The organism is Kyrpidia spormannii, from assembly GCF_002804065.1.
Lineage (GTDB): Bacteria > Bacillota > Bacilli > Kyrpidiales > Kyrpidiaceae > Kyrpidia > Kyrpidia spormannii.
On the sequence record NZ_CP024955.1, the window covers coordinates 2,218,076 to 2,236,362 of the forward strand.

The following is an 18,287-nucleotide window of genomic DNA, read 5'->3' on the forward strand; positions in this document are numbered from 1 at the left end:
TCGGCGGGAGGGATCAGTCGATGATTCGATGGCCGCGATGGATCGGATGGGTCATCCTGCTAGCATTCGTCCTGCGAATCGCCGCCTTAATGACGTACGGTTTGAGCCTCACGCTCCACAGCGACGATCAAGGGTATGTTCACAGTGCGATCCGACTCCTGCAAACAGGCACCTTGACCTACCGGGGCCCCTCCGAGCCCGCGCGATTCGAACTCGACCCGACGGTGAAAATCATGCCGGGACAGCCATTTTTGTTAGCCGCGATCTTCTGGTTGTTCGGAACGGGAACCGTCGGTGTGTATGCTGCTAAAATCGCCACGATCCTCATCGGCCTGGCCGGGATCTATGGGATTTATTTGCTGGGGCGGTATTGTTTCGGCGAGGCGGCGGGTTTGATAGCGGCGCTCTTGTTAGCCGTCTCGGTTGAGCAGATTTTAACCGATAATTTGTTGTTAACGGAAACCCCATTTATGACGAGTCTAATCTATTTGGTGTACTTTTCGGTGAAACTGGCGTCAAAACGCAAACCGGTGTATTTTTATGCCTTGTTGTTCTTTTACCTTGTTGCGCTTTTCTTCAAAGCCACGGTCGCCCTGTATCCGCTGGTGTTGTTCGTGTATCTGCTGTTCAAAAGGTACCCTTTTCCTCTAATGATTCGCCAGGCGACCATAGCCCTTGTCGCGATACTTGTCGTTCTCGGGCCGTGGTGGGTGCGCAATTATGTCCATTATCATCAGTTTATCCCCCTGACCGCCGGCGATGGGAATCCCCTGTTAATGGGGACGTACCAGGGTGTGGGGTACCCGAACCACGAGCCTTTGTCCGCCCTCCTTCAGCGTCTCCAGACCGAATACCCGAACGCCGACTCTTTCACGTGGATGCAAGTCCAAAAAGAAGTGGCCATGGAGCGACTGCGGGAGTGGTGGCAAAGCAGCCCCGGGTCTCTCCTGTACAGCTATCTGCTTCGCAAACCGATCATCTTGTGGGGCGGAACGTTTTACTGGATCGAGATTTTCAGAATTAGCCCGGAGACGGTGGTGGTCCTCCACCATTTGGCGGTGGTCGGCGGGGTGGCAGGCGGACTTCTCTATCTGGCGCTCAACCGGCACAATCGTGGGGAAATGCTTTTCATCGCCATGGTGCTCGGGTATTTTACAGTTGTGTACAGCGTCTATTTTGTGTTTGGACGCTACAATGTCGCCGCGATGCCGTTAGTGTTTCTGGGAATCGGAGCCGGGACTGTTGCCGTCCGGAGGTGCGTGCGAATATGGGGTCATCCCTCCCAATAGGTTGCTGCGAGAGTTGAGCGGGGGCGTGGTGACATTGGCGGGACGGAAGCTTCGGGTGATGTCGAGGGAGGCTCCTACTATTTTCATTTTATAATAATATAAATACATCAATCGGATAAAAACAATTTATTTTACTTATTGAATCTCCTCGCGTATTCTGGAGAGCGATCGAATCATCCACAAGAACAGGGGGGACGAAAGTGAACGAAGCAAAATCGATCGCCGCGGACCACGCGACCGGAGCGGATTCCCACAGACCATTTTACCGGCGCATACCGAGGTCTTTGCAGCCAACGGGTCGATTGGTAGCAGGCGTGCTTTTTACCTTTGCCGTGGCGGCGGCGGGCACGGCCCTCGCGGAACTACCCGGATTAAGCCGTCTCGGACCGATGGTCCTGGCGATCCTCCTGGCTGTCATTTACCGACAGGTGGCAGGATACCCCGTGTTCTTGGTCAGCGGGATCCAATTCTCTTCTAAAGTTCTGCTGCGATTGGCCATTATTCTGTACGGGTTTCGGGTGAACATCGCCATGATCGCCCATCAGGGATGGCACATGATCCTACAAGATTTGGCAAGCGTGGTTCTCGCCATTGCCCTGACCGCTCTTTTTGCCCGCTGGTTTCGGGCGGATGGCCGTCTGTCTTTTCTCCTCGGGGTGGGCACGGGGGTTTGCGGGGCGGCGGCCATCGCCGCTGTCGCGCCACTGTTGAAATCCCGGGACGAAGATACGGCAGCCGGAGTGGGGCTTGTGGCCTTGATTGGAACGGTCTTTACCATCGCGTATACGGTGATTCGGCCTTGGCTGCCCATCAGCGATCTCCAGTTTGGCCTCTGGGCCGGTTCCAGTTTACACGAGATCGCCCATGTGGCCGCGGCTGCGGCTCCCGCCGGGCAGGGCGCCCTGGCGGAGGCGATCCTGGCCAAACTCGGGCGGGTGGCGCTCCTGGTGCCCTTGTCCCTGGTACTGCTCGGGTGGCTGAGCCGCCGGGGCAGATCGACAGACCGGGCGGCGTTTACTTTTCCATGGTTTCTCCTCGGTTTTGTCGCCACGAGCGTGATCACCACCTACGCGCCCTTGACGCCTGCGTTTTTGAACGCCGTGTCGGCTGTGGCGTCCTGGCTCCTCACCGCGGCCATGGTGGGACTGGGGCTGAATGTGGAGTTGCGGCAGTTGCTCGGTCGGGCGGCCCGGCCCCTGGGGGCGATGCTCATGGCCTCGGTGGTGCTGTCCTTGGTCGCCTACTGGTTGACCGTGTTATAATCGAAACGGTGAGGACCGCGCCGCATCAATAGGGAAAGCGAGTTTCCCATTCTCGAAAACGCGACAGCCAAGATTCCAGGATGATCGGAGGACACAGGGGATACCCCCATTCTTCGCGGCAATGGGGGTATCGCCCATCGATGATGGCGGAGCGCGTCCTGTCAGAATTTATGGAAAGGGGCGGGGTCGTGCGATGTGGATTCGGTCACTGGGAGATCGCCTGATCCGGTTGCACCAAGGGGACATTACGAAGCTAGACGTTGATGCCATTGTCAATGCGGCGAATTCTTCGCTGCTCGGCGGAGGTGGTGTGGACGGGGCCATCCACCGGGCTGCGGGGCCGGAGTTGCTTGAGGAGTGCCGAACACTCAAGGGATGCCCCACCGGCCAGGCGAAGATCACGAAGGGGTATCGCCTCCCGGCCGCCCATGTCATCCACACCGTGGGGCCGATTTGGCGAGGGGGTTCCGCTGGAGAGGCTGAACTTTTACGATCGTGTTATGTAAACTCTTTGTCCCTCGCCGATGCCCACGGTCTGAAGAGTATCGCCTTTCCCGCCATCAGCACGGGGGTCTATGGGTATCCAAAAGAAGAAGCGGCCACCATCGCCATCAGCACGGTGGCCGAGCACTTACCCGGCAAGTCGAGTGTGAGGGAAGTTGTCTTTGTTTTGTATTCCGGGGCGGACTACAGGCTATATGAACGGAAAGCCGTCCAGATATTGGACCGGGAGAGGCAGTAAGCCTCTTTCCGTCACCTCAGCTGTGTTTCCCCCACAGCACTTTGCGGAAGAACTCCAGCGTCCGCACCCAGGCATCCATGGCCGCCTCGACGTGGTACGCGCCCCGCGTGTCGTTGAAAAAGGCGTGCTTCGCACCCGGGTACACGTGCGCCTCCCACGCTTTCCCGTTTCGCTGCATGACCTCGGTAAAATCGGGAACCTGACCGGTGATCCCCGGATCCAACTCGGCAAAAAACCCGATCATCGGGCACTGGATTCCCTTGGCCGTCTCGGCGTCCGGCAACCGCCCGTAGTTCACCACCGCTCCCGCCAGGTCCCGCCGCCGGGCCGCCAACCGGGCGGACAGCGCCCCGCCCATACAATACCCCACCGAAGCCACGGGTTTTCCCCGAGACGCTTCAAACCCGGCAAGATGCGAAACCAAGCCGTCGAGGATTTCGGCATAAGTCTCCATATTCGAAGCCATCCCGCCAAACAGCGCCTGGAGGGTCTCGGCGATCTCGGTGCGCGACGGCTCGGGCAGCCGCCCCAGCGCCTCGTCTCGTTTCTCCGGGCTGCCCCAGGCCTCAGGTGGAAGCGTGTCCAAAAACTCTTTCACCGCTTCAATCCGCTCCTCCGCCATCGCCGGGGGACGCGCACCATCGGCGGCATAGAGGTCCGGGGCCACCGCGAGATACCCGGCCTTGGCGAACCGCTCGGTCATATCCCGGATGTGACCGTCCACACCCCAGATCTCCTGAATAACCACCACCACAGGCAGAGGCAAGGTCGCCCGTTCCAGCCATACGGCATACCCCCGCCGCCGGGCACCGGCTGCCGACCATTCGATCCATTCCTTATGTAAACTCACCGCACGCCCTCCTCATCCCGCAAAAATGGATTGTACCGGCGCTCGTCACCGATGGTAGAGTCCTCCTCGTGGCCCGGATAGATCACCGTGTCATCCTCGTAGGGCAAGAGCGACTTTCGGATCGAAGCCAGCAGGACCTCGTAGCTGCCCCCGGGAAAATCCGTCCGGCCGATGGACCCGGCAAACAACGTATCCCCGGTAAAAACGACCTTCGGGCGAATCGAGGCCCCCTGGGGCGCGATGTCCAGGCAGACTCCCCCAGGCGTGTGACCCGGGGTGTGAAGAACCTTGACCATCAGCCCCCCAACCTCAAGAACATCTCCGTCTTTTAAACGGTGCTCCGCAGGTCGACAGACCACCGGCCGACCCATGAAAGCCGAGAGGTTTTTGGCGGGGTCTGTGAGCATCTCGGCATCCGCTTCGTGGACGTACACCGGTGCTCCGGTGCGCTCCCGGAGCGCTTCCAAGCCCATGAGATGATCCGCGTGGCCGTGGGTGAGAAGAATGGCCCGAACGACCAATCCTCGTTTTTGAAGGTACTCCTCGATGGGTTCGCTCGAGCCTCCGGGGTCGATCACCACCGCGCCGCCGTCTCCCCCGGAGACAATATAGCAGTTTGTGCCCATCTCATTGATCACCAGCCGCTCGACCCGCACTCCCCTTCCTCCTTTCCTGGCAGCCGAAACATTCAGACCCTGCTGTCCAACCATAACGTCACAGGCCCGTCGTTTACCAGCTCCACGTCCATGTGGGCTCCAAAAACGCCCGTCTCCACCCTCACCCCCTTCTCCCGAAGGTGGGCGTTCACCCGCTCATACAGAGGCAGGGCTGTCTCCGCCGGCGCGGCCCCTGTAAAATCTGGCCGCCGCCCTTTCCTGCAATCGCCGAGGAGCGTAAACTGGGACACCGACAAAACCGCGCCCCCCACATCCAGAACCGATCGCCCCATCTTCCCCGCATCGTCCGGAAAAACCCGGAGCCCAGCCAACTTCTCCGCCAGCCAAACCGCGTCCGCCTCCCCATCCTGCCTGGAGACGCCGATGAGCACCAGGAGCCCCTTGCCAATGCGGGCCACCCTTTCGCCTTCCACCCGCACCTCGGCCCGGGAGACCCGTTGTACCACCGCCCGCACTACTGAACCACCCGCCGCACTGTGTAAATATCTCGAATCCGCTTAATCCTCTCGATCACCGTGTGCAGATGATCGACGTTCCGGATATTGAGGCTCAGGTGAATGATCGCCATCTTGTGCTGGTCCGCCCTTCCGTTTACCGCCGTGATATCGGTCTTGGTCTCCGCCACGGCGTTCATCACGTCATTGATGAGACCGCACCGGTCGAGCCCCGTCACCTCAATCTCCACATTGTAGGAAATCTCCGGAGAACTTTCCCAGGACACATCGATCATGCGGCCCTCGGACTGGGACAGCTGTTTCAAATTCGGACAGTTCGCCCGGTGGACCGACACGCCCCTTCCCCGGGTCACGTAACCCACAATTTCATCCCCAGGAACCGGGTTACAACACCGGGCAAAGCGCACCAGCAGGTTATCCACCCCTTTTACCCGGATTCCCGAGCTCGATTTAGCCCCTTTGCGCTCTCGGCCGTCCCCGGGTATGAGAGCTGGGGTGCTGCGCTCATCCCTGCGCAGCCGCTCCAGCACCCGACCGACCGCCTGCTGGGCCCCCACGGCGCCGTATCCCACGGCCGCCCACAGATCTTCGGCCTTGCTGTAATGGAGTTTCTCCCCAGTTTCTTGCCAAACCGCTTCGGGAACGTCGGCCCATTCGATCCCGTGTTTTTTCAACTCCCGCTCCAAGAGTTCCTTCCCTTTTCCGACGTTCTCCTCCCGATGCTCTTTTTTAAACCACTGGCGGATCCGGCTCTTGGCCTGGGACGATTTTACAATCTTAAGCCAATCTCGACTGGGTCCGTAACTGTGCTTGGAGGTCAATATTTCCACAATGTCCCCGGTTTTCAACCGATAATCCAAGGGCACAATGCGGCCGTTCACCCGGGCGCCCACACACCGGTTTCCGATATCCGTGTGGATCCGGTAGGCAAAATCGATGGGCACCGAACCCGTGGGCAGGGCCACCACATCCCCTTTGGGGGTGAAGACAAACACTTCATCGGAGAACAGATCGACTTTCAACGTCTCCATAAAATCCTGGGCATCGCGAAAATCTTGTTGCCATTCGAGAATCTCCCGAAACCAAGCGAGTTTCTGCTGAAAGGAAGGATCGGAGGTCCGTCCGCCTTGCTTGTAGAGCCAGTGGGCGGCGATCCCGTACTCCGCCGTGCGGTGCATCTCCCAGGTGCGGATCTGGATCTCCAGGGGCTCTCCTTGGGGGCCGACAACGGTGGTGTGGAGGCTTTGGTACATGTTGGGTTTTGGCATCGCAATGTAATCCTTGAACCGGCCCGGCAAAGGGCGCCACAACGTGTGAACAACGCCGAGAATCGCGTAACAGTCTTTAATGTTGTCAACAATCACCCGAACTGCCAGTAAGTCATAAATTTCGCCAAACTGCTTATTCTGGTTGACCATCTTTCGATATACACTGTAGATGTGTTTCGGCCGACCGGAAATGTCCGCTTTAATGTTCAGCTCAACGAACTTTTCTTTTAACGTGTCGATGACCTTTTGGATGTACGCTTCCCGCTCCCGGCGCTTCTTGGTCATCAGATTGGCGATGCGATAGTATTGCTGAGGATTCAGGTAGCGCAACGCAAGGTCTTCCAGCTCCCACTGAATCCGGGAGATACCAAGCCTGTGGGCAAGGGGTGCAAAGATCTCCAAAGTCTCCTTCGCGATCCGCATCTGCTTCTGTTCGGGAACGTGGCGAAGGGTCCGCATGTTGTGAAGCCGGTCCGCCAGTTTAATCAGAATCACCCGGATATCTTTGGCCATCGCCAAAAGCATCTTCCGCAGGTTCTCCGCCTGCTGCTCCTCCCGGGTGGCGTACTGAATGCGGCGCAACTTCGTCACGCCGTCCACCAAGGCCACCACTTCCGGCCCGAACCGCTTCCCGATCTCCTCCAACGTCACCGGCGTATCTTCGACCACATCATGCAACAGCGCAGCCGTCAACGTCGTCCCATCGAGATGGAGGTCGGCCAGGATCTCCGTTACGGCGATGGGGTGAAGGATGTAATCTTCCCCAGAGCTGCGTTTCTGACCCGCATGCGCCGCTTTGGCCAAGGCGAAGGCCTCGCGCAAACGCGCAATCTCCCCTTCTTCGGCATAACCGCGCACTTTCTCGCAAAGAAGATCGAAGGCCCGCTCCGCCGGATCCGGTTTTCTCGGGGCCGTTTCGGCCGACTCAATACTGGACAAGTGATAGGACATTGTAGCCGGCGAGTTTCGCCCGTCCCTCCAACTCGGTCAATTCAATAAGAAAAACACAGCCGACCACCGCCGCCCCCAGCTGCTCCACCAACCGAATCGTCGAGCGAATGGTGCCGCCGGTAGCCAGAAGATCATCCGCCACCAACACCCGCTGCCCCGGCCGCAACGCGTCTTTGTGAATATCCAGGCGATCACTTCCATATTCCAAATCATACGCCACGGAAACTGTCTCCGCAGGCAACTTGCCCGCTTTGCGCACCGGAACAAAACCCAATCCCATGGCGTATGCCACGGGGGCACCGATGACGAATCCCCGGGCCTCGGGACCCACGACGATCTCAGGCGCCAAGGGCCGGGCCAGGGAAACCAGGGAGTCGATGGCGGCCCGGTATGCCCGTCCATCCTTTAACAGAGGCGTGATGTCTTTAAACGACACCCCCGGTTGTGGGAAATCAGGGATGACCCGAATGTGCGACTGAAAATCCATCGTCGGAAAACGCCTCCATATATGAATATGTTCATTATAGTACGGCGGTCGTCCCCGTCGCAAGCGTCAGTCCCCCGTCATCCCGGGGAGGCACTAACCTCCCCGGTCGGTTCATTTAGCCGCCGTGCGCCGAAGTTCCCGGCCCCGCCAGGCAACCCAGAGGGGACTCGCAATAAAAATCGAAGAGTAGGCGCCGCTGATGAGACCGATCAGCAGAGCCAACGAGAAATTGTGAATGGACGCGCTTCCGAACAAAAACAGGCTCAAGGCGGCGATCACCACCGTGAGCACGGTATAGATCGACCGGCGCATCGTCTGCCACAAACTTTGATCCACCAGGTGTTCCAGGTCTTCGACGGTCTTGATTTTGGCGTTTTTCAAGTTATCCCGGATTCGGTCGAAGATCACGATGGTGTCGTTGATCGAGTACCCCACGATGGTCAGGACCGCCGCGATAAAAGGCAAATCGATCTCCCGACGCAAAAGGGCGAAGAGCGAAATCACAATAAAAGCGTCGTGAAGAAGGGCCACTACCCCCGCCACGCCAAAGCGAAACTCAAACCGAATCGCCACATAAACCAAGATGCCAAGAGATGCCAACCCGATCCCGTACATCGCATTGCGGCTCAACTCCCGGGCAACCAGGGGTTCCACACTGTCGATGCCGATCTTGGCCTGGGGATACTGCTTTTGAATCGCCGCCGTGAGTTGAGGCTCTTTGGCCGGGTCCAGTCGGTCCTTGAGCCGCACCACAGCCGTCTCCCCCCGAGCTCCGGCCGACGTCACATCACCCGGAGAAACGGATAAGCCTTGGCTCTGCAAAAGATGAATGATATCCTGGGTTTTCCAACCCGGGCCCAGATCCATCTGAACTCGACTTCCCGCGCGAAAATCTGTGCCGAGATTGAGCCCGAACAGGAGGATCGCCACGATCCCCAGCACCGTAATTAAAAGCGAAAATGCAAAGTACCATTTTCGGTGGCGAGTGATGGGAAACAGAACCTTCACCGCGCCTCGCCCCCTTCCTTCAGCCCGTACAATCCCGGCCGATTCAGCCAGTTAGCCGTAACCACCAGATGCAAGAGCCACCGGCTTAAAAACACGGCTGTCAGCATGCTGATGATGATGCTCACCACTAAGGCAACGGCGAAGCCGCGAACCGACCCCGTTCCGAAGAAATAGAGAACCACCCCCGCAACCACCGTGGTGATGTTGGAGTCGAGAATCGTCCCCAGGGATTTGCGCGTTCCGGTAACAAAAGCCGATATGAGAGACTTCCCATTATTGAACTCGTCCCGGATCCGCTCATAGGTGATGATGTTTGCATCCACCGCCATGCCCACCCCGAGCACCAGGGCCGCTAACCCGGGCAGCGTCAATGTGACCTTGAGCCCCGCAAAGACCACGATGATCAGGTACATGTAAGCGATCAAAGAAATCACCGCGATCACGCCAGGGATTCGATACCAAATGATCATGAACAGGAAAATCGCCGCCACCGCGACCGCCGCGGCGATCATCGTTTGATGAAGGGCGGCCTGTCCCAACGTCGCCCCTACAGCCGTGGAGCTGAGCTCCTTCAATGGGTAAGGCAGCGCGCCCGCATTCAGCAAATTCGCCAAGCGAATCGCGTCGTCCGGGGTCTTTTCTCCTTCAATCACCGCATGGCCATCTGGGATGACTGCTTTTACTTGGGGAGCGCTGATCACCTGGCCGTCGAGCACAATGGCGATGGGCTGGCCCAGGTATTTTTGCGTAATATCCCGGAACTTGGCCGGATCTTGGAATTCCACCGCCACCAGCGGCGCGTTGGTCTGGGGATCGGCTTCGTATTTGGCATTGCTTTTGAGATCTTTTCCCGTCAAAAGAACCGTTCCGTCCGAAGCCTTGAACTCCAACACCGCCGGTTTGCCCAGCATTTGCCTGGCCTTTTCCTGGTCGGATACACCGGCAAGCTGTACCCGAATGCGGTCGGTCCCTTCCACCTGGATCGACGGTTCCGCCACCCCCAGCGCATTGATACGCCGGTCCAACGCCGCCACCGTCGCCTTGACGGCATTCTGGTCAACCTTTTGGCCGGGGGGTGGGACAATTTGATACAAAACATCAAAACCGCCCTGCAGGTCGAGACCCAGAACGATCCGGTGAATCACCTTCGGGGTCGTCCATCCCGCCAGGGCGCCAAAAAGAATGATGAACAAAAAAAATAACGCAATCCGTTTCCATACAGGTTTTGATGAACGGCTCATGACGTTCCTCCTCGACTGCTCGGCCATATTCTCATAGTAGCAACAACTTCCTTTCCCTGTCAAACCGCAGGTTCCACCGCGCCGCGCCCAGTCGGCGGTCTCTCTATTCCCCTTTCATCGCCTTCACCATGGCCCAATCCATATATTGAGTGGGTTTAAGAGAAAGAATATCGTTGACGATCCGATGAAGAGCCGGAAAACCGTCTTTGTACCGGGAAGAGACACACTGCCAGATTTCCTGGCCCGTGACATTATCGTAACCGAGCACCTCAAATTCCCGTGCCTTGCTGTGGCACAACTCCTCAATGCTCCGGGTCAACTCCTCGGGTGACATCATCGGCCATTCCTCCGGCGCAAGCATCGGCATCGCCTCCCCCACCACCAGTAATTCGCGGCCGAGATCTGAATTCCTTCCGACCGGACCCTTTCCTCGAACTGGAGCCCGGGACTATTCCCGGACAAACCCGCATAGGGTGAAAAAGGGACTGGCCTGAGGAGGGAGGATGGGGATGGGAGCTGGGCAATTTTTTCGAGGGGCCTTGATCTTGACCGTGGCCGCTCTGATCACCCGAGTGATGGGGTTTGTTTACCGATTCTTTCTCGCCAACCTCATTCACGATCAGGGCATGGGCCTCTTTCAGACGGTGTCCCCGCTGTTGAGCTTTGTCCTGACTTTGACAACCCTCAGCTTGTCCACGGCCGTCTCCAAGTGCGTGGCGGAGGCAGCAGCGACCGAGGATACCGGGTTTATTCAGCGGGTGCTGCTCATCTCCTTCGGCGTGGTGACCGGCTTGTCCGCCGCCGGCACCCTGGCCCTTCTGGCGGCCGCCCCCTGGCTCGCCCGGACCATTTTTCACAATCCTGACACCTATCCCTTGCTCGTGGCCATGTTGCCCCTGATTCCCATCATCAGCATCGCCTCGGTGGTACGCGGATACCTTCAGGGGCTGCAACACATGAACCCTTTGGCCGTCTCCGTCATTCTTGAACAGACGATCCGCATCGGCAGCGTCTATTGGCTCATCGGTTTCGCCCTTCCCTACGGTCTGCCCTACGCTGTGGCCGCGGCGATGGTAGGGTCGGTCCTGGGAGAACTTTCCGGTCTGCTTTTTTTGCTCTGGCGGGCCCGCCCGCTGACGCCCACCGGAACCTGGGCCGTTTGGCGCCACGTGAGCGGCCAGCGAAGTTCCACCCGGTCCGCGGTCCGGGCTCTCCAGAGCATCGCCATCCCGGTGACTGCCAGCCGACTGTTGGGATCTTTCGCCTATGCCCTGGAACCCGTCTTCGTACACCGCTCTTTGATCATCGCGGGGATGACTGCTTCGATGGCCACCGCCTTTTACGGACAATATGCGGGCATGGCCGCGCCTCTGATCCTCCTGCCCACCGTGGTGACCTACTCGCTGTCCACGGCCCTGGTCCCCGCCGTGTCCGAAGCGGCGGCGGAGCAGCGAACGGGCCTCATCCGGCGCCGCCTTTCTCAGGCGTTGCGCATCTCGGCCATCATCGGCTTTCCCACATCCGCCTGGCTGTATTTATTTGCCGAACCCCTGTCCGAAGGACTGTACCACAACGCCTCGGTGGCCGTCATCGTCAAACAGCTCGCTCCGGTGGGATTTCTGTTGTACCTCCAGGCCCCCCTCGCCAGCATTTTACAGGGGCTGGACCGGGCAGATCTCGCCATGCGCAATTCCATCGCGGGATCCGTCCTGCGCCTCGGGCTCATCTGGTGGCTCGCTTCCCAAAGCGCCTACCATATTCTCGGCGTGCTGTGGGCGGTGGTGGCATCGATCTGCTTCACCACCCTCCTCCATAGTGTTTCCTTGGGAAGACTGATCGGATTTCCCATCCCGGCCATGGACCTGGTCAAAATCGCTCTGGCCACTTTTGGTACCTACGCCTGGATGAGTTATGTGACGCTGTGGACCCAGTCCCCCTGGGCGGAGATCTTGCTCTCAGCCACCCTGGGTGCCGCGGTCTACACCGCTTTGCTCATGCTGCTTGGCGTCGTACACCCGAACAGCCTGGTTCGCTTGATCCGCGCCATCCCCCGGGGCCCCGCCGCCTAAACCCGGTCCGCCCCGGGCACCCGCCGCCCCTGCGGCGCTGTCCTTCGGATCCACATACCACCTGCCCCGGCTGTCGATGTGGGCGTAAAAGATCCTCCTCATGTCCGGGTACCCCCTCGCGGCCAGTTCTTGCTTCAGCCACCCGGAGTCCCGGCCCAGCCGGGCCAAACCCGGAGGGTAGGGTTCACCGTCCAACACAAGGATCACCGGCAGGGCTCCGGTTTGCCCGCCCATCCCAAGATCCTCCCGATTGACCGGCTGCCGCCCCTCCTTCAGCCACACAGACAGCTTCCCCGACGGCTCCATCAGGGCCAACTCCACGTCGTCCACCCGGAAAATGCCCTTTTCCCGCAACTGCATCATCAAATCATCGAGGTTATAACGAAGGCGGCCCATCGCCTTTTCCTGCAAATGGCCGCCTTCAATCACCGCCACCGGGCGGCCGTCGATCAACCGTCGAAACCAAGAACTCCGGAGTGAAAGTTGGGAAACGGCCAACTGCAGACCAGCCAAAAGAGCGATGGTTGCCACCGCGTGCCACAACCGCGACCCGCGGGGGTCTTCGAGTGCAATGGCCGACAATTCCGCAATCATAATCGAGACCACCAGATCAAAGATGGACAGCTTGCCAATCTCCCGACGGCCCATAATCCGCATCACGATAAGGACAAACAGATAAACAAAGACTGTGCGCCCGATCCACAACCCCATGAATCTCCCTCCCGCCGGTCCCTAAAAACGGGAGCCGAACCGGCGAACCATCCTCTTTGCGAAATGCCCGGGAGCGTCCAATGTTCGAATTCTGTCTCAACCGCTTCATGTCCCGCGGTTCGGCTTTATCCAGCCTTGCCCCGGCCCGCATCTTCCATACCTGAACCCTCATCCCGGCACATATTTCCGACCTGCCGTCTCATATACATGTACCGGTTTCGGACATCCGCGCCTTCGGTACCCAACCGGGCCATCGGGAGGAATGAAAAATGGCCGATTTTTCAGGACCCTCGCCCTCTCCGTCTCGTCCATCCGCGGTCGCTGTCTTATACGGACTGATCGTGAGCCTGTGCACCGCCTTGGTGGGCATTCTGATCGTGGCGTCCGCCCTGAGTTGGACCCCGCTGTCAGAACGTTCGCTGCCCTATCTCACCTTTACTATTCACGTTCTGGCCGTCGTGGTCGGAGCCCTGTGGGCCGCCCGCATGGCCGGGGAGCGGGGGTGGTACTACGGGACCATCACCGGCCTCGGCTACGCCCTGACGGTGACGATCCTGGCCCTGACCTCCGCAGAGGTCACGTGGAGCCCCGCGGCGTTCATTCAGGGCGTGCTCCTCGTGGTCATCGGAACGTTCGGAGGCGTCATCGGGGTCAATCTGAAACGGGAATAACGGCGGAAGGGCGGCCATCGGGCAAGCCGACTTCCCACCAGCCGGATTTCGTCTGCGGAACGGGTCGGGTCCCACCTGCCCGATGAACTCAAGCCTTCCTGTAGGTTCAACTGTCCTTTATGACACTGGATATCGCACTTCGCTCGAACACGATCTTCGTGGTTTCGGCTACCCGGAGGGTCACTTGATCGTCCGTTAAATCCACCACGGTCCCGTGAATCCCTCCAATGGTGACCACTTTATCGCCTTTTTGCAACTTAGATAACATGGCCTGGCGTTCTTTCTGCCTTTTTTGCTGGGGGCGAATCAGGAGAAAGTAGAAAATCGCAAACATCACAATGATCGACAGGATTCCCGAGTAATTTTGCCATTGCATAGGTTATCGGCCTCCTTCGGCGTCTTCCGATTTCCGGATTTCAAATGTCCGGTAAAACACGGTTCGGAACTCGGCGAAGCGATCCTCTTCAATCGCCCGCCGGATATCTTGCATGAGGTGCACCAAAAAATACAGATTGTGATAAGTGGTCAGCCTCAGACCGAGAATCTCGTCGGCTTTTAACAAATGCCGTATGTATGCCCGGGTGAAATGTCGGCAGGTGTAACAGGAACATTCGGGATCCAGCGGCTGAAAATCCCGGGCGTAGGCCCCGTTTCGGACCACCAGTTTTCCCCGCCGGGTCCACACCGTCCCGTTCCGGGCAATCCGGGTCGGGAGAACGCAGTCGAACATGTCTACACCCCGCCAGACCCCCTCAATGAGGTCCTCCGGCGCCCCCACTCCCATCAGATAGCGAGGTTTGTCCACCGGAAGAAGCTCAGTCGTGTACTCCAGGACATCGTACATCTTCTCCTTCGGCTCGCCGACACTCAGCCCCCCCACCGCATAACCGGGAAAGTCCATCTCCGCCAAAGACTCGACGGCATGACGGCGGAGATCGAACTCCATCCCCCCTTGAACAATCCCAAACAGCCCCTGGTCTTCTGGCCGCCGGTGAGCCGCTTGGCACCGCCTGGCCCAGCGCAACGTCCGCTCCAGGGATTCTTCAACGTAGGACCTTTCGGCAGGATAGGGCGGGCACTCATCGAAAGCCATGATGACATCCGCCCCCAGAGCATTCTGTACTTCGGTGGCTCGTTCCGGTGAAAGGAAAAAGGTTTCCCCGCTGAGATGAGAGCGGAACGTCACGCCCTCTTCGCTGATCCGGCGCAAAGGTGACAAGCTAAAAACCTGAAACCCCCCACTGTCTGTCAGAACCGATTTCGACCAGGCCATGAAGCGGTGAAGCCCGCCCGCCTCCCGAATGAGATCGTGGCCCGGGCGCAAAAACAGATGATACGTATTGCTCAGGATCATCTCCACCCCAATATCCAGAAGTTCATGGGGACTCATGGTTTTTACGCTGGCCTGGGTGCCGACAGGCATAAAAACGGGGGTTTCTACCGAGCCATGCCGAGTGTACAGCCGCCCCCGGCGCGCCCGGGAGGAGGGATCTGTTTTGATGAGATGGAATTGTACTGCCATGAATCGACTCCTTTTCTTTCGGAGACCCATCGGCCCACTCTTTCCACCTTTTCATTATACACAGGAGCTAAACGTATTACGATTCGGTTGTGATCAACATGGCGTCCCCGAAGGAAAAAAATCGATACCCTTTTTCGATGGCCTCCTGGTATGCGCGCAGGATCTGTTCCCGCCCCGCCAAGGCGCTGACCAGCATCAACAACGTGGATTTGGGCAGGTGAAAATTGGTGATCAGGCGGTCCACCACGTGAAAAGAAAATCCGGGGTAAATGAAGAGGTCCGTCCACCCTTCCCGGGGCCCCCAACCCTGGAGCGCCGCACTTTCCAGAGCCCGGCACACGGTGGTCCCAACGGCCCAGATGCGCCCACCCCGCTCCCTCACCCGGGACACCAATTCCGCCGTCTCAGAAGGGATTCGAAAATATTCCGCATGCATGTGGTGCTCCTCCACCCGGGCAACCTGGACCGGCCGGAAGGTACCGAGGCCGACGTGGAGGGTGATGGTGCCGACCTCCATGCTCCTGTCCCTCAACTGTTCCAGCAGCTCCTCGGTAAAATGAAGACCCGCCGTGGGCGCCGCCACCGACCCCGGAACCCGGGCATACACCGTTTGATACCGTCCGGAATCCGCCGTCCGCTCTTTAATGTAAGGAGGTAGAGGCATCTCTCCCAGGCGCTTAAGCAAATCCTCCCAATCCCCGGCATACAGGAAACGGACCAAGCGGCCGCGTTCCTCCGTCGTATCCAAGACCTCCGCTTCCAGCGCCCCATCGCCGAATACAAGCCGATGCCCGGGATGCACGCGACGCCCGGGTTTGACCAGCACCCGCCATAGATCCGGATCTTGTTCCGGATCGTCCCGGCGCAACAGCAAACACTCCACCCGACCGCCACCGCCTGCTTTCACACCGAGAAGACGAGCGGGGATCACCCGGGTGTCGTTGAGGATGAGGGCATCTCCGGGCACCGCGTAATCCACCAGATCCCGAAAGTGCCGGTGTTCCATCCTCCCCGAATCCCTGTACAACACCAACAGCCGGGACGCCGTCCGGTCTGCCGACGGCACCTGGGCGATTCGGTCCGGCGGGAGGTCGTAATCAAAATCCTCGACCCGCAACGCTTTTCTTTCACCTCCAAGGCATTTGCGCTAACCATACCACGGCCGGGACCCCTGCGCAAGGGACGGGCCGCCGGAAGAATTCGCTCCGGCGGCCCTGGCTTAAAACCGCTGATCCCGATGGGACCCCTGTTCTTGAATATGCTGTAACAAACCCGTTAACTCTCGATAATTGCTAAATAATGCGGTCAGGGACTGGCTTCGAAACTCCTCGAGATTGACGGCCATGCCCCGTTCCTTCGCCATCGCATACAGATAGTACCGCCCCGGCGACATCCCCTGGGCCAAGGCTTTTTTCCGAATCTCCTCCGGCACTTGAAGGGCATCTACATGAACGAGATCGAGGTCGTTTTTTACCGCATTGGCGACAGCATAGGCGACCTCCCGATTGAGATGGTCCAGAGCCGCCTGGGCGGTGACTGCGGGAACCCGATCCCCGGGGGTGGTGGCGATAAACACTTCTCCTCCGTCTTGTATTCGCTGCTGGGCGACAGCGCGGTGCACCCAGGCGGCGACCGCCTCAGAGACGGGTAACCCTTTCAGTCCCCCGGGATCTACCACCGGACCAGAATGGCCAATGACCCGAAGATCCGTAACATGACTGGACTGGTCTATGGAAAATTCCACCGCTTGATCACTGTCCACGGTCACATAGGCATACGCAGACGAAGGGATCTGGGCACCTTGAAACAACCGCCACCCGATCCCCGCCAAAAGCACCACTGCGGCAGCCGCCACCCATCCCCACGTGCGGAGCACTTTCCAGCGGCCGCTGTCAGCCGAGTGCCATAACCGTTGCGGCGGGACTTCGGTCTCCTGGCCCACCGCCAACCCCGGACGATATGGCACCCGAACAAAGCGGCGATCCCGGGTGAGCACAATGGCCTCGCTCTCATCGGTCTTTATGACAATCCCTTTCACCGCGGACGCGCCCTCCCGCTCACGCAATATATTCGCGAAGCAATTCAAAATCTCCAATCAAGACCAAAGTGATGGCGATGATATACTTGCGCTGCCGTTCCAACGTCTTCCGACTCACCCCCACCTCATCCACCAGTTCCTTGAGCGGGAGGGATTTTTTCCTGAGGAGGTAGTCGGAAAAACTCGGCCGGGAGGCAATGACTTTCGCCACCTGCATCGCATTCCACCGCGCGTCCGCATGCTTCGGGGACAACTCCACCAGCTCTTCCAGGCTAATCCCAAACTCCGCCAGCCACGCACTGTACCGCTCGATCTCCTCTCGACGCGCATCCTCAATCTGCGTCGTCTCGTAAATCTCCAGAGATTTTTGAATCTCTATCTTGTTGTACGGGTGGTCTTCCTCGTCCTCGGTTTCCAGTTCCGCCATCGGAATATCTCGAACCCGGTTCTCTCGGGATCGAAAGTAATCGATGAGCCGCCGCCGGATCACCGTATCGGCAAATCCCAGGAAGCTCGCGCCCCGATTTCCATCGTACCGGTCGATGGCCTCGTTGAAGGCCGCCAAGGCAATACTGAACTCATCATCCTCGCCCCGGGAAATATACCGGCTGGATGCCCGAGAAGCACTTTTTGCTACAAAGGGGATATATTTTCTCAACAACTGGTCGCGGACCCCGTCGTCTCCAGCCTTCGCTCTCGCCAAGAGATCGCCAAGGTCGGCCTCTTCAGCATTCCGCCTTCGGTGAAAGGGGAACACCATCACCCGTTCACCCCGTTTATATGAAAAGAATTCGCTACCGCTCTCGCGTATCTGGGGGTCTTATTGCCGTCCCAACCAATTCCATAACCAGGCGAGAAGCGTTAACACGACGCTCAGGAGCAAACTGGTTACAATGGGAAAATAAAACGAAAAACCTTCCTTGCGGATGACGATATCCCCGGGCAGTCGCCCCAGGGGCAGCCATCGCCCGACAAACTGCCATAAAAGCCCGGCGACCACCAGGACCGCACCGATCGCGATCAGGGTTTTTGCGACGGGATGCACG

The 18,287-nt window shown here is 58.7% G+C and carries 20 protein-coding genes; 5 read left to right on the forward strand and 15 right to left on the reverse strand.

Annotated features, from left to right (window positions below; genetic code table 11):
• The first annotated feature begins 20 nt into the window (after nt 1-20).
• The 3 genes from CVV65_RS11130 (at nt 21) to CVV65_RS11140 (ending at nt 3,293) form a co-directional block, all read left to right on the forward strand.
• Nucleotides 21-1,289: a glycosyltransferase family 39 protein gene (locus tag CVV65_RS11130; protein WP_100668189.1), complete on the forward strand. Its 1,269-nt coding sequence runs from the start codon at nt 21-23 to the stop codon at nt 1,287-1,289.
• A gap of 200 nt (nt 1,290-1,489) precedes the next feature.
• Nucleotides 1,490-2,551, forward strand: coding sequence for a YeiH family protein (locus CVV65_RS11135; protein ID WP_100668190.1), 1,062 nt, complete (start codon nt 1,490-1,492; stop codon nt 2,549-2,551).
• Nucleotides 2,552-2,744: 193 nt separating this feature from the next.
• Complete coding sequence (locus tag CVV65_RS11140; protein ID WP_100668191.1) at nt 2,745-3,293, forward strand: O-acetyl-ADP-ribose deacetylase; 549 nt, start codon at nt 2,745-2,747, stop codon at nt 3,291-3,293.
• Nucleotides 3,294-3,309: 16 nt separating this feature from the next.
• On the opposite strand, the gene CVV65_RS11145 is transcribed toward CVV65_RS11140, so the two are convergent.
• The 8 genes from CVV65_RS11145 to CVV65_RS11180 all read right to left on the reverse strand — a co-directional run bounded on the left by CVV65_RS11145 (nt 3,310) and on the right by CVV65_RS11180 (nt 10,591).
• Nucleotides 3,310-4,143, reverse strand: a complete 834-nt coding sequence (locus CVV65_RS11145) for a dienelactone hydrolase family protein (RefSeq protein WP_100668192.1) — start codon at nt 4,141-4,143, stop codon at nt 3,310-3,312.
• Nucleotides 4,140-4,799, reverse strand: coding sequence for an MBL fold metallo-hydrolase (locus CVV65_RS11150; RefSeq protein ID WP_198592006.1), 660 nt, complete (start codon nt 4,797-4,799; stop codon nt 4,140-4,142). The genes CVV65_RS11145 and CVV65_RS11150 overlap by 4 nt, the downstream gene beginning before the upstream one ends.
• Nucleotides 4,800-4,831: 32 nt before the next feature.
• Nucleotides 4,832-5,275, reverse strand: a complete 444-nt coding sequence (gene dtd / locus CVV65_RS11155) for a D-aminoacyl-tRNA deacylase (protein WP_100668193.1) — start codon at nt 5,273-5,275, stop codon at nt 4,832-4,834.
• Nucleotides 5,275-7,494, reverse strand: a complete 2,220-nt coding sequence (locus tag CVV65_RS11160; protein ID WP_232796595.1) for a RelA/SpoT family protein — start codon at nt 7,492-7,494, stop codon at nt 5,275-5,277. Before CVV65_RS11160 ends, dtd begins: the two co-directional genes overlap by 1 nt.
• A complete protein-coding gene (locus CVV65_RS11165; protein WP_100668194.1) occupies nt 7,469-7,981 on the reverse strand; it encodes an adenine phosphoribosyltransferase in 513 nt (170 codons plus the stop codon). Before CVV65_RS11165 ends, CVV65_RS11160 begins: the two co-directional genes overlap by 26 nt.
• Before the next feature lie 111 nt (nt 7,982-8,092).
• Nucleotides 8,093-8,989, reverse strand: a complete 897-nt coding sequence (gene secF, locus CVV65_RS11170; RefSeq protein ID WP_100668195.1) for a protein translocase subunit SecF — start codon at nt 8,987-8,989, stop codon at nt 8,093-8,095.
• Nucleotides 8,986-10,230 (reverse strand): protein translocase subunit SecD, encoded by a 1,245-nt coding sequence (secD, locus tag CVV65_RS11175; RefSeq protein ID WP_157935490.1) that lies wholly within the window; start codon nt 10,228-10,230, stop codon nt 8,986-8,988. The genes secF and secD overlap by 4 nt, the downstream gene beginning before the upstream one ends.
• A 103-nt stretch (nt 10,231-10,333) precedes the next feature.
• On the reverse strand, nt 10,334-10,591 hold the full coding sequence (locus tag CVV65_RS11180; protein WP_100669446.1) for a post-transcriptional regulator: 258 nt from the start codon (nt 10,589-10,591) through the stop codon (nt 10,334-10,336).
• Between the two features lie 148 nt (nt 10,592-10,739).
• Here CVV65_RS11180 and spoVB point away from each other — a divergent pair, with 148 nt between their 5' ends.
• Nucleotides 10,740-12,299, forward strand: coding sequence for a stage V sporulation protein B (gene spoVB, locus CVV65_RS11185; protein ID WP_157935491.1), 1,560 nt, complete (start codon nt 10,740-10,742; stop codon nt 12,297-12,299).
• On the opposite strand, the gene CVV65_RS11190 is transcribed toward spoVB, so the two are convergent.
• Entirely contained in the window at nt 12,186-13,010 is an 825-nt protein-coding gene (locus tag CVV65_RS11190; protein ID WP_100668198.1) for a DUF421 domain-containing protein, read from the reverse strand. The genes spoVB and CVV65_RS11190 overlap by 114 nt on opposite strands.
• 269 nt (nt 13,011-13,279) lie before the next feature.
• Between CVV65_RS11190 and CVV65_RS11195 the strand changes: the two genes are divergently transcribed.
• Nucleotides 13,280-13,681, forward strand: a complete 402-nt coding sequence (locus tag CVV65_RS11195) for a TIGR04086 family membrane protein (protein ID WP_100668199.1) — start codon at nt 13,280-13,282, stop codon at nt 13,679-13,681.
• A 106-nt stretch (nt 13,682-13,787) separates the two neighbouring features.
• Here CVV65_RS11195 and yajC read toward each other — a convergent pair whose 3' ends face one another.
• From yajC to CVV65_RS11225, 6 genes are all read right to left on the reverse strand, one after another.
• Entirely contained in the window at nt 13,788-14,057 is a 270-nt protein-coding gene (gene yajC, locus CVV65_RS11200; protein ID WP_013075018.1) for a preprotein translocase subunit YajC, read from the reverse strand.
• A 3-nt stretch (nt 14,058-14,060) separates the two neighbouring features.
• A complete protein-coding gene (gene tgt / locus CVV65_RS11205; protein WP_100668200.1) occupies nt 14,061-15,203 on the reverse strand; it encodes a tRNA guanosine(34) transglycosylase Tgt in 1,143 nt (380 codons plus the stop codon).
• A gap of 76 nt (nt 15,204-15,279) precedes the next feature.
• Complete coding sequence (gene queA, locus CVV65_RS11210; protein WP_100668201.1) at nt 15,280-16,320, reverse strand: tRNA preQ1(34) S-adenosylmethionine ribosyltransferase-isomerase QueA; 1,041 nt, start codon at nt 16,318-16,320, stop codon at nt 15,280-15,282.
• Between the two features lie 102 nt (nt 16,321-16,422).
• Entirely contained in the window at nt 16,423-17,241 is an 819-nt protein-coding gene (locus CVV65_RS11215; RefSeq protein ID WP_100668202.1) for an anti-sigma factor domain-containing protein, read from the reverse strand.
• Nucleotides 17,242-17,260: 19 nt separating this feature from the next.
• On the reverse strand, nt 17,261-18,001 hold the full coding sequence (sigI, locus tag CVV65_RS11220; RefSeq protein WP_100668203.1) for an RNA polymerase sigma factor SigI: 741 nt from the start codon (nt 17,999-18,001) through the stop codon (nt 17,261-17,263).
• 60 nt (nt 18,002-18,061) lie between these two features.
• Nucleotides 18,062-18,286: a DUF2905 domain-containing protein gene (locus tag CVV65_RS11225; RefSeq protein WP_100668204.1), complete on the reverse strand. Its 225-nt coding sequence runs from the start codon at nt 18,284-18,286 to the stop codon at nt 18,062-18,064.
• Between the last annotated feature and the right edge of the window lies 1 nt (nt 18,287).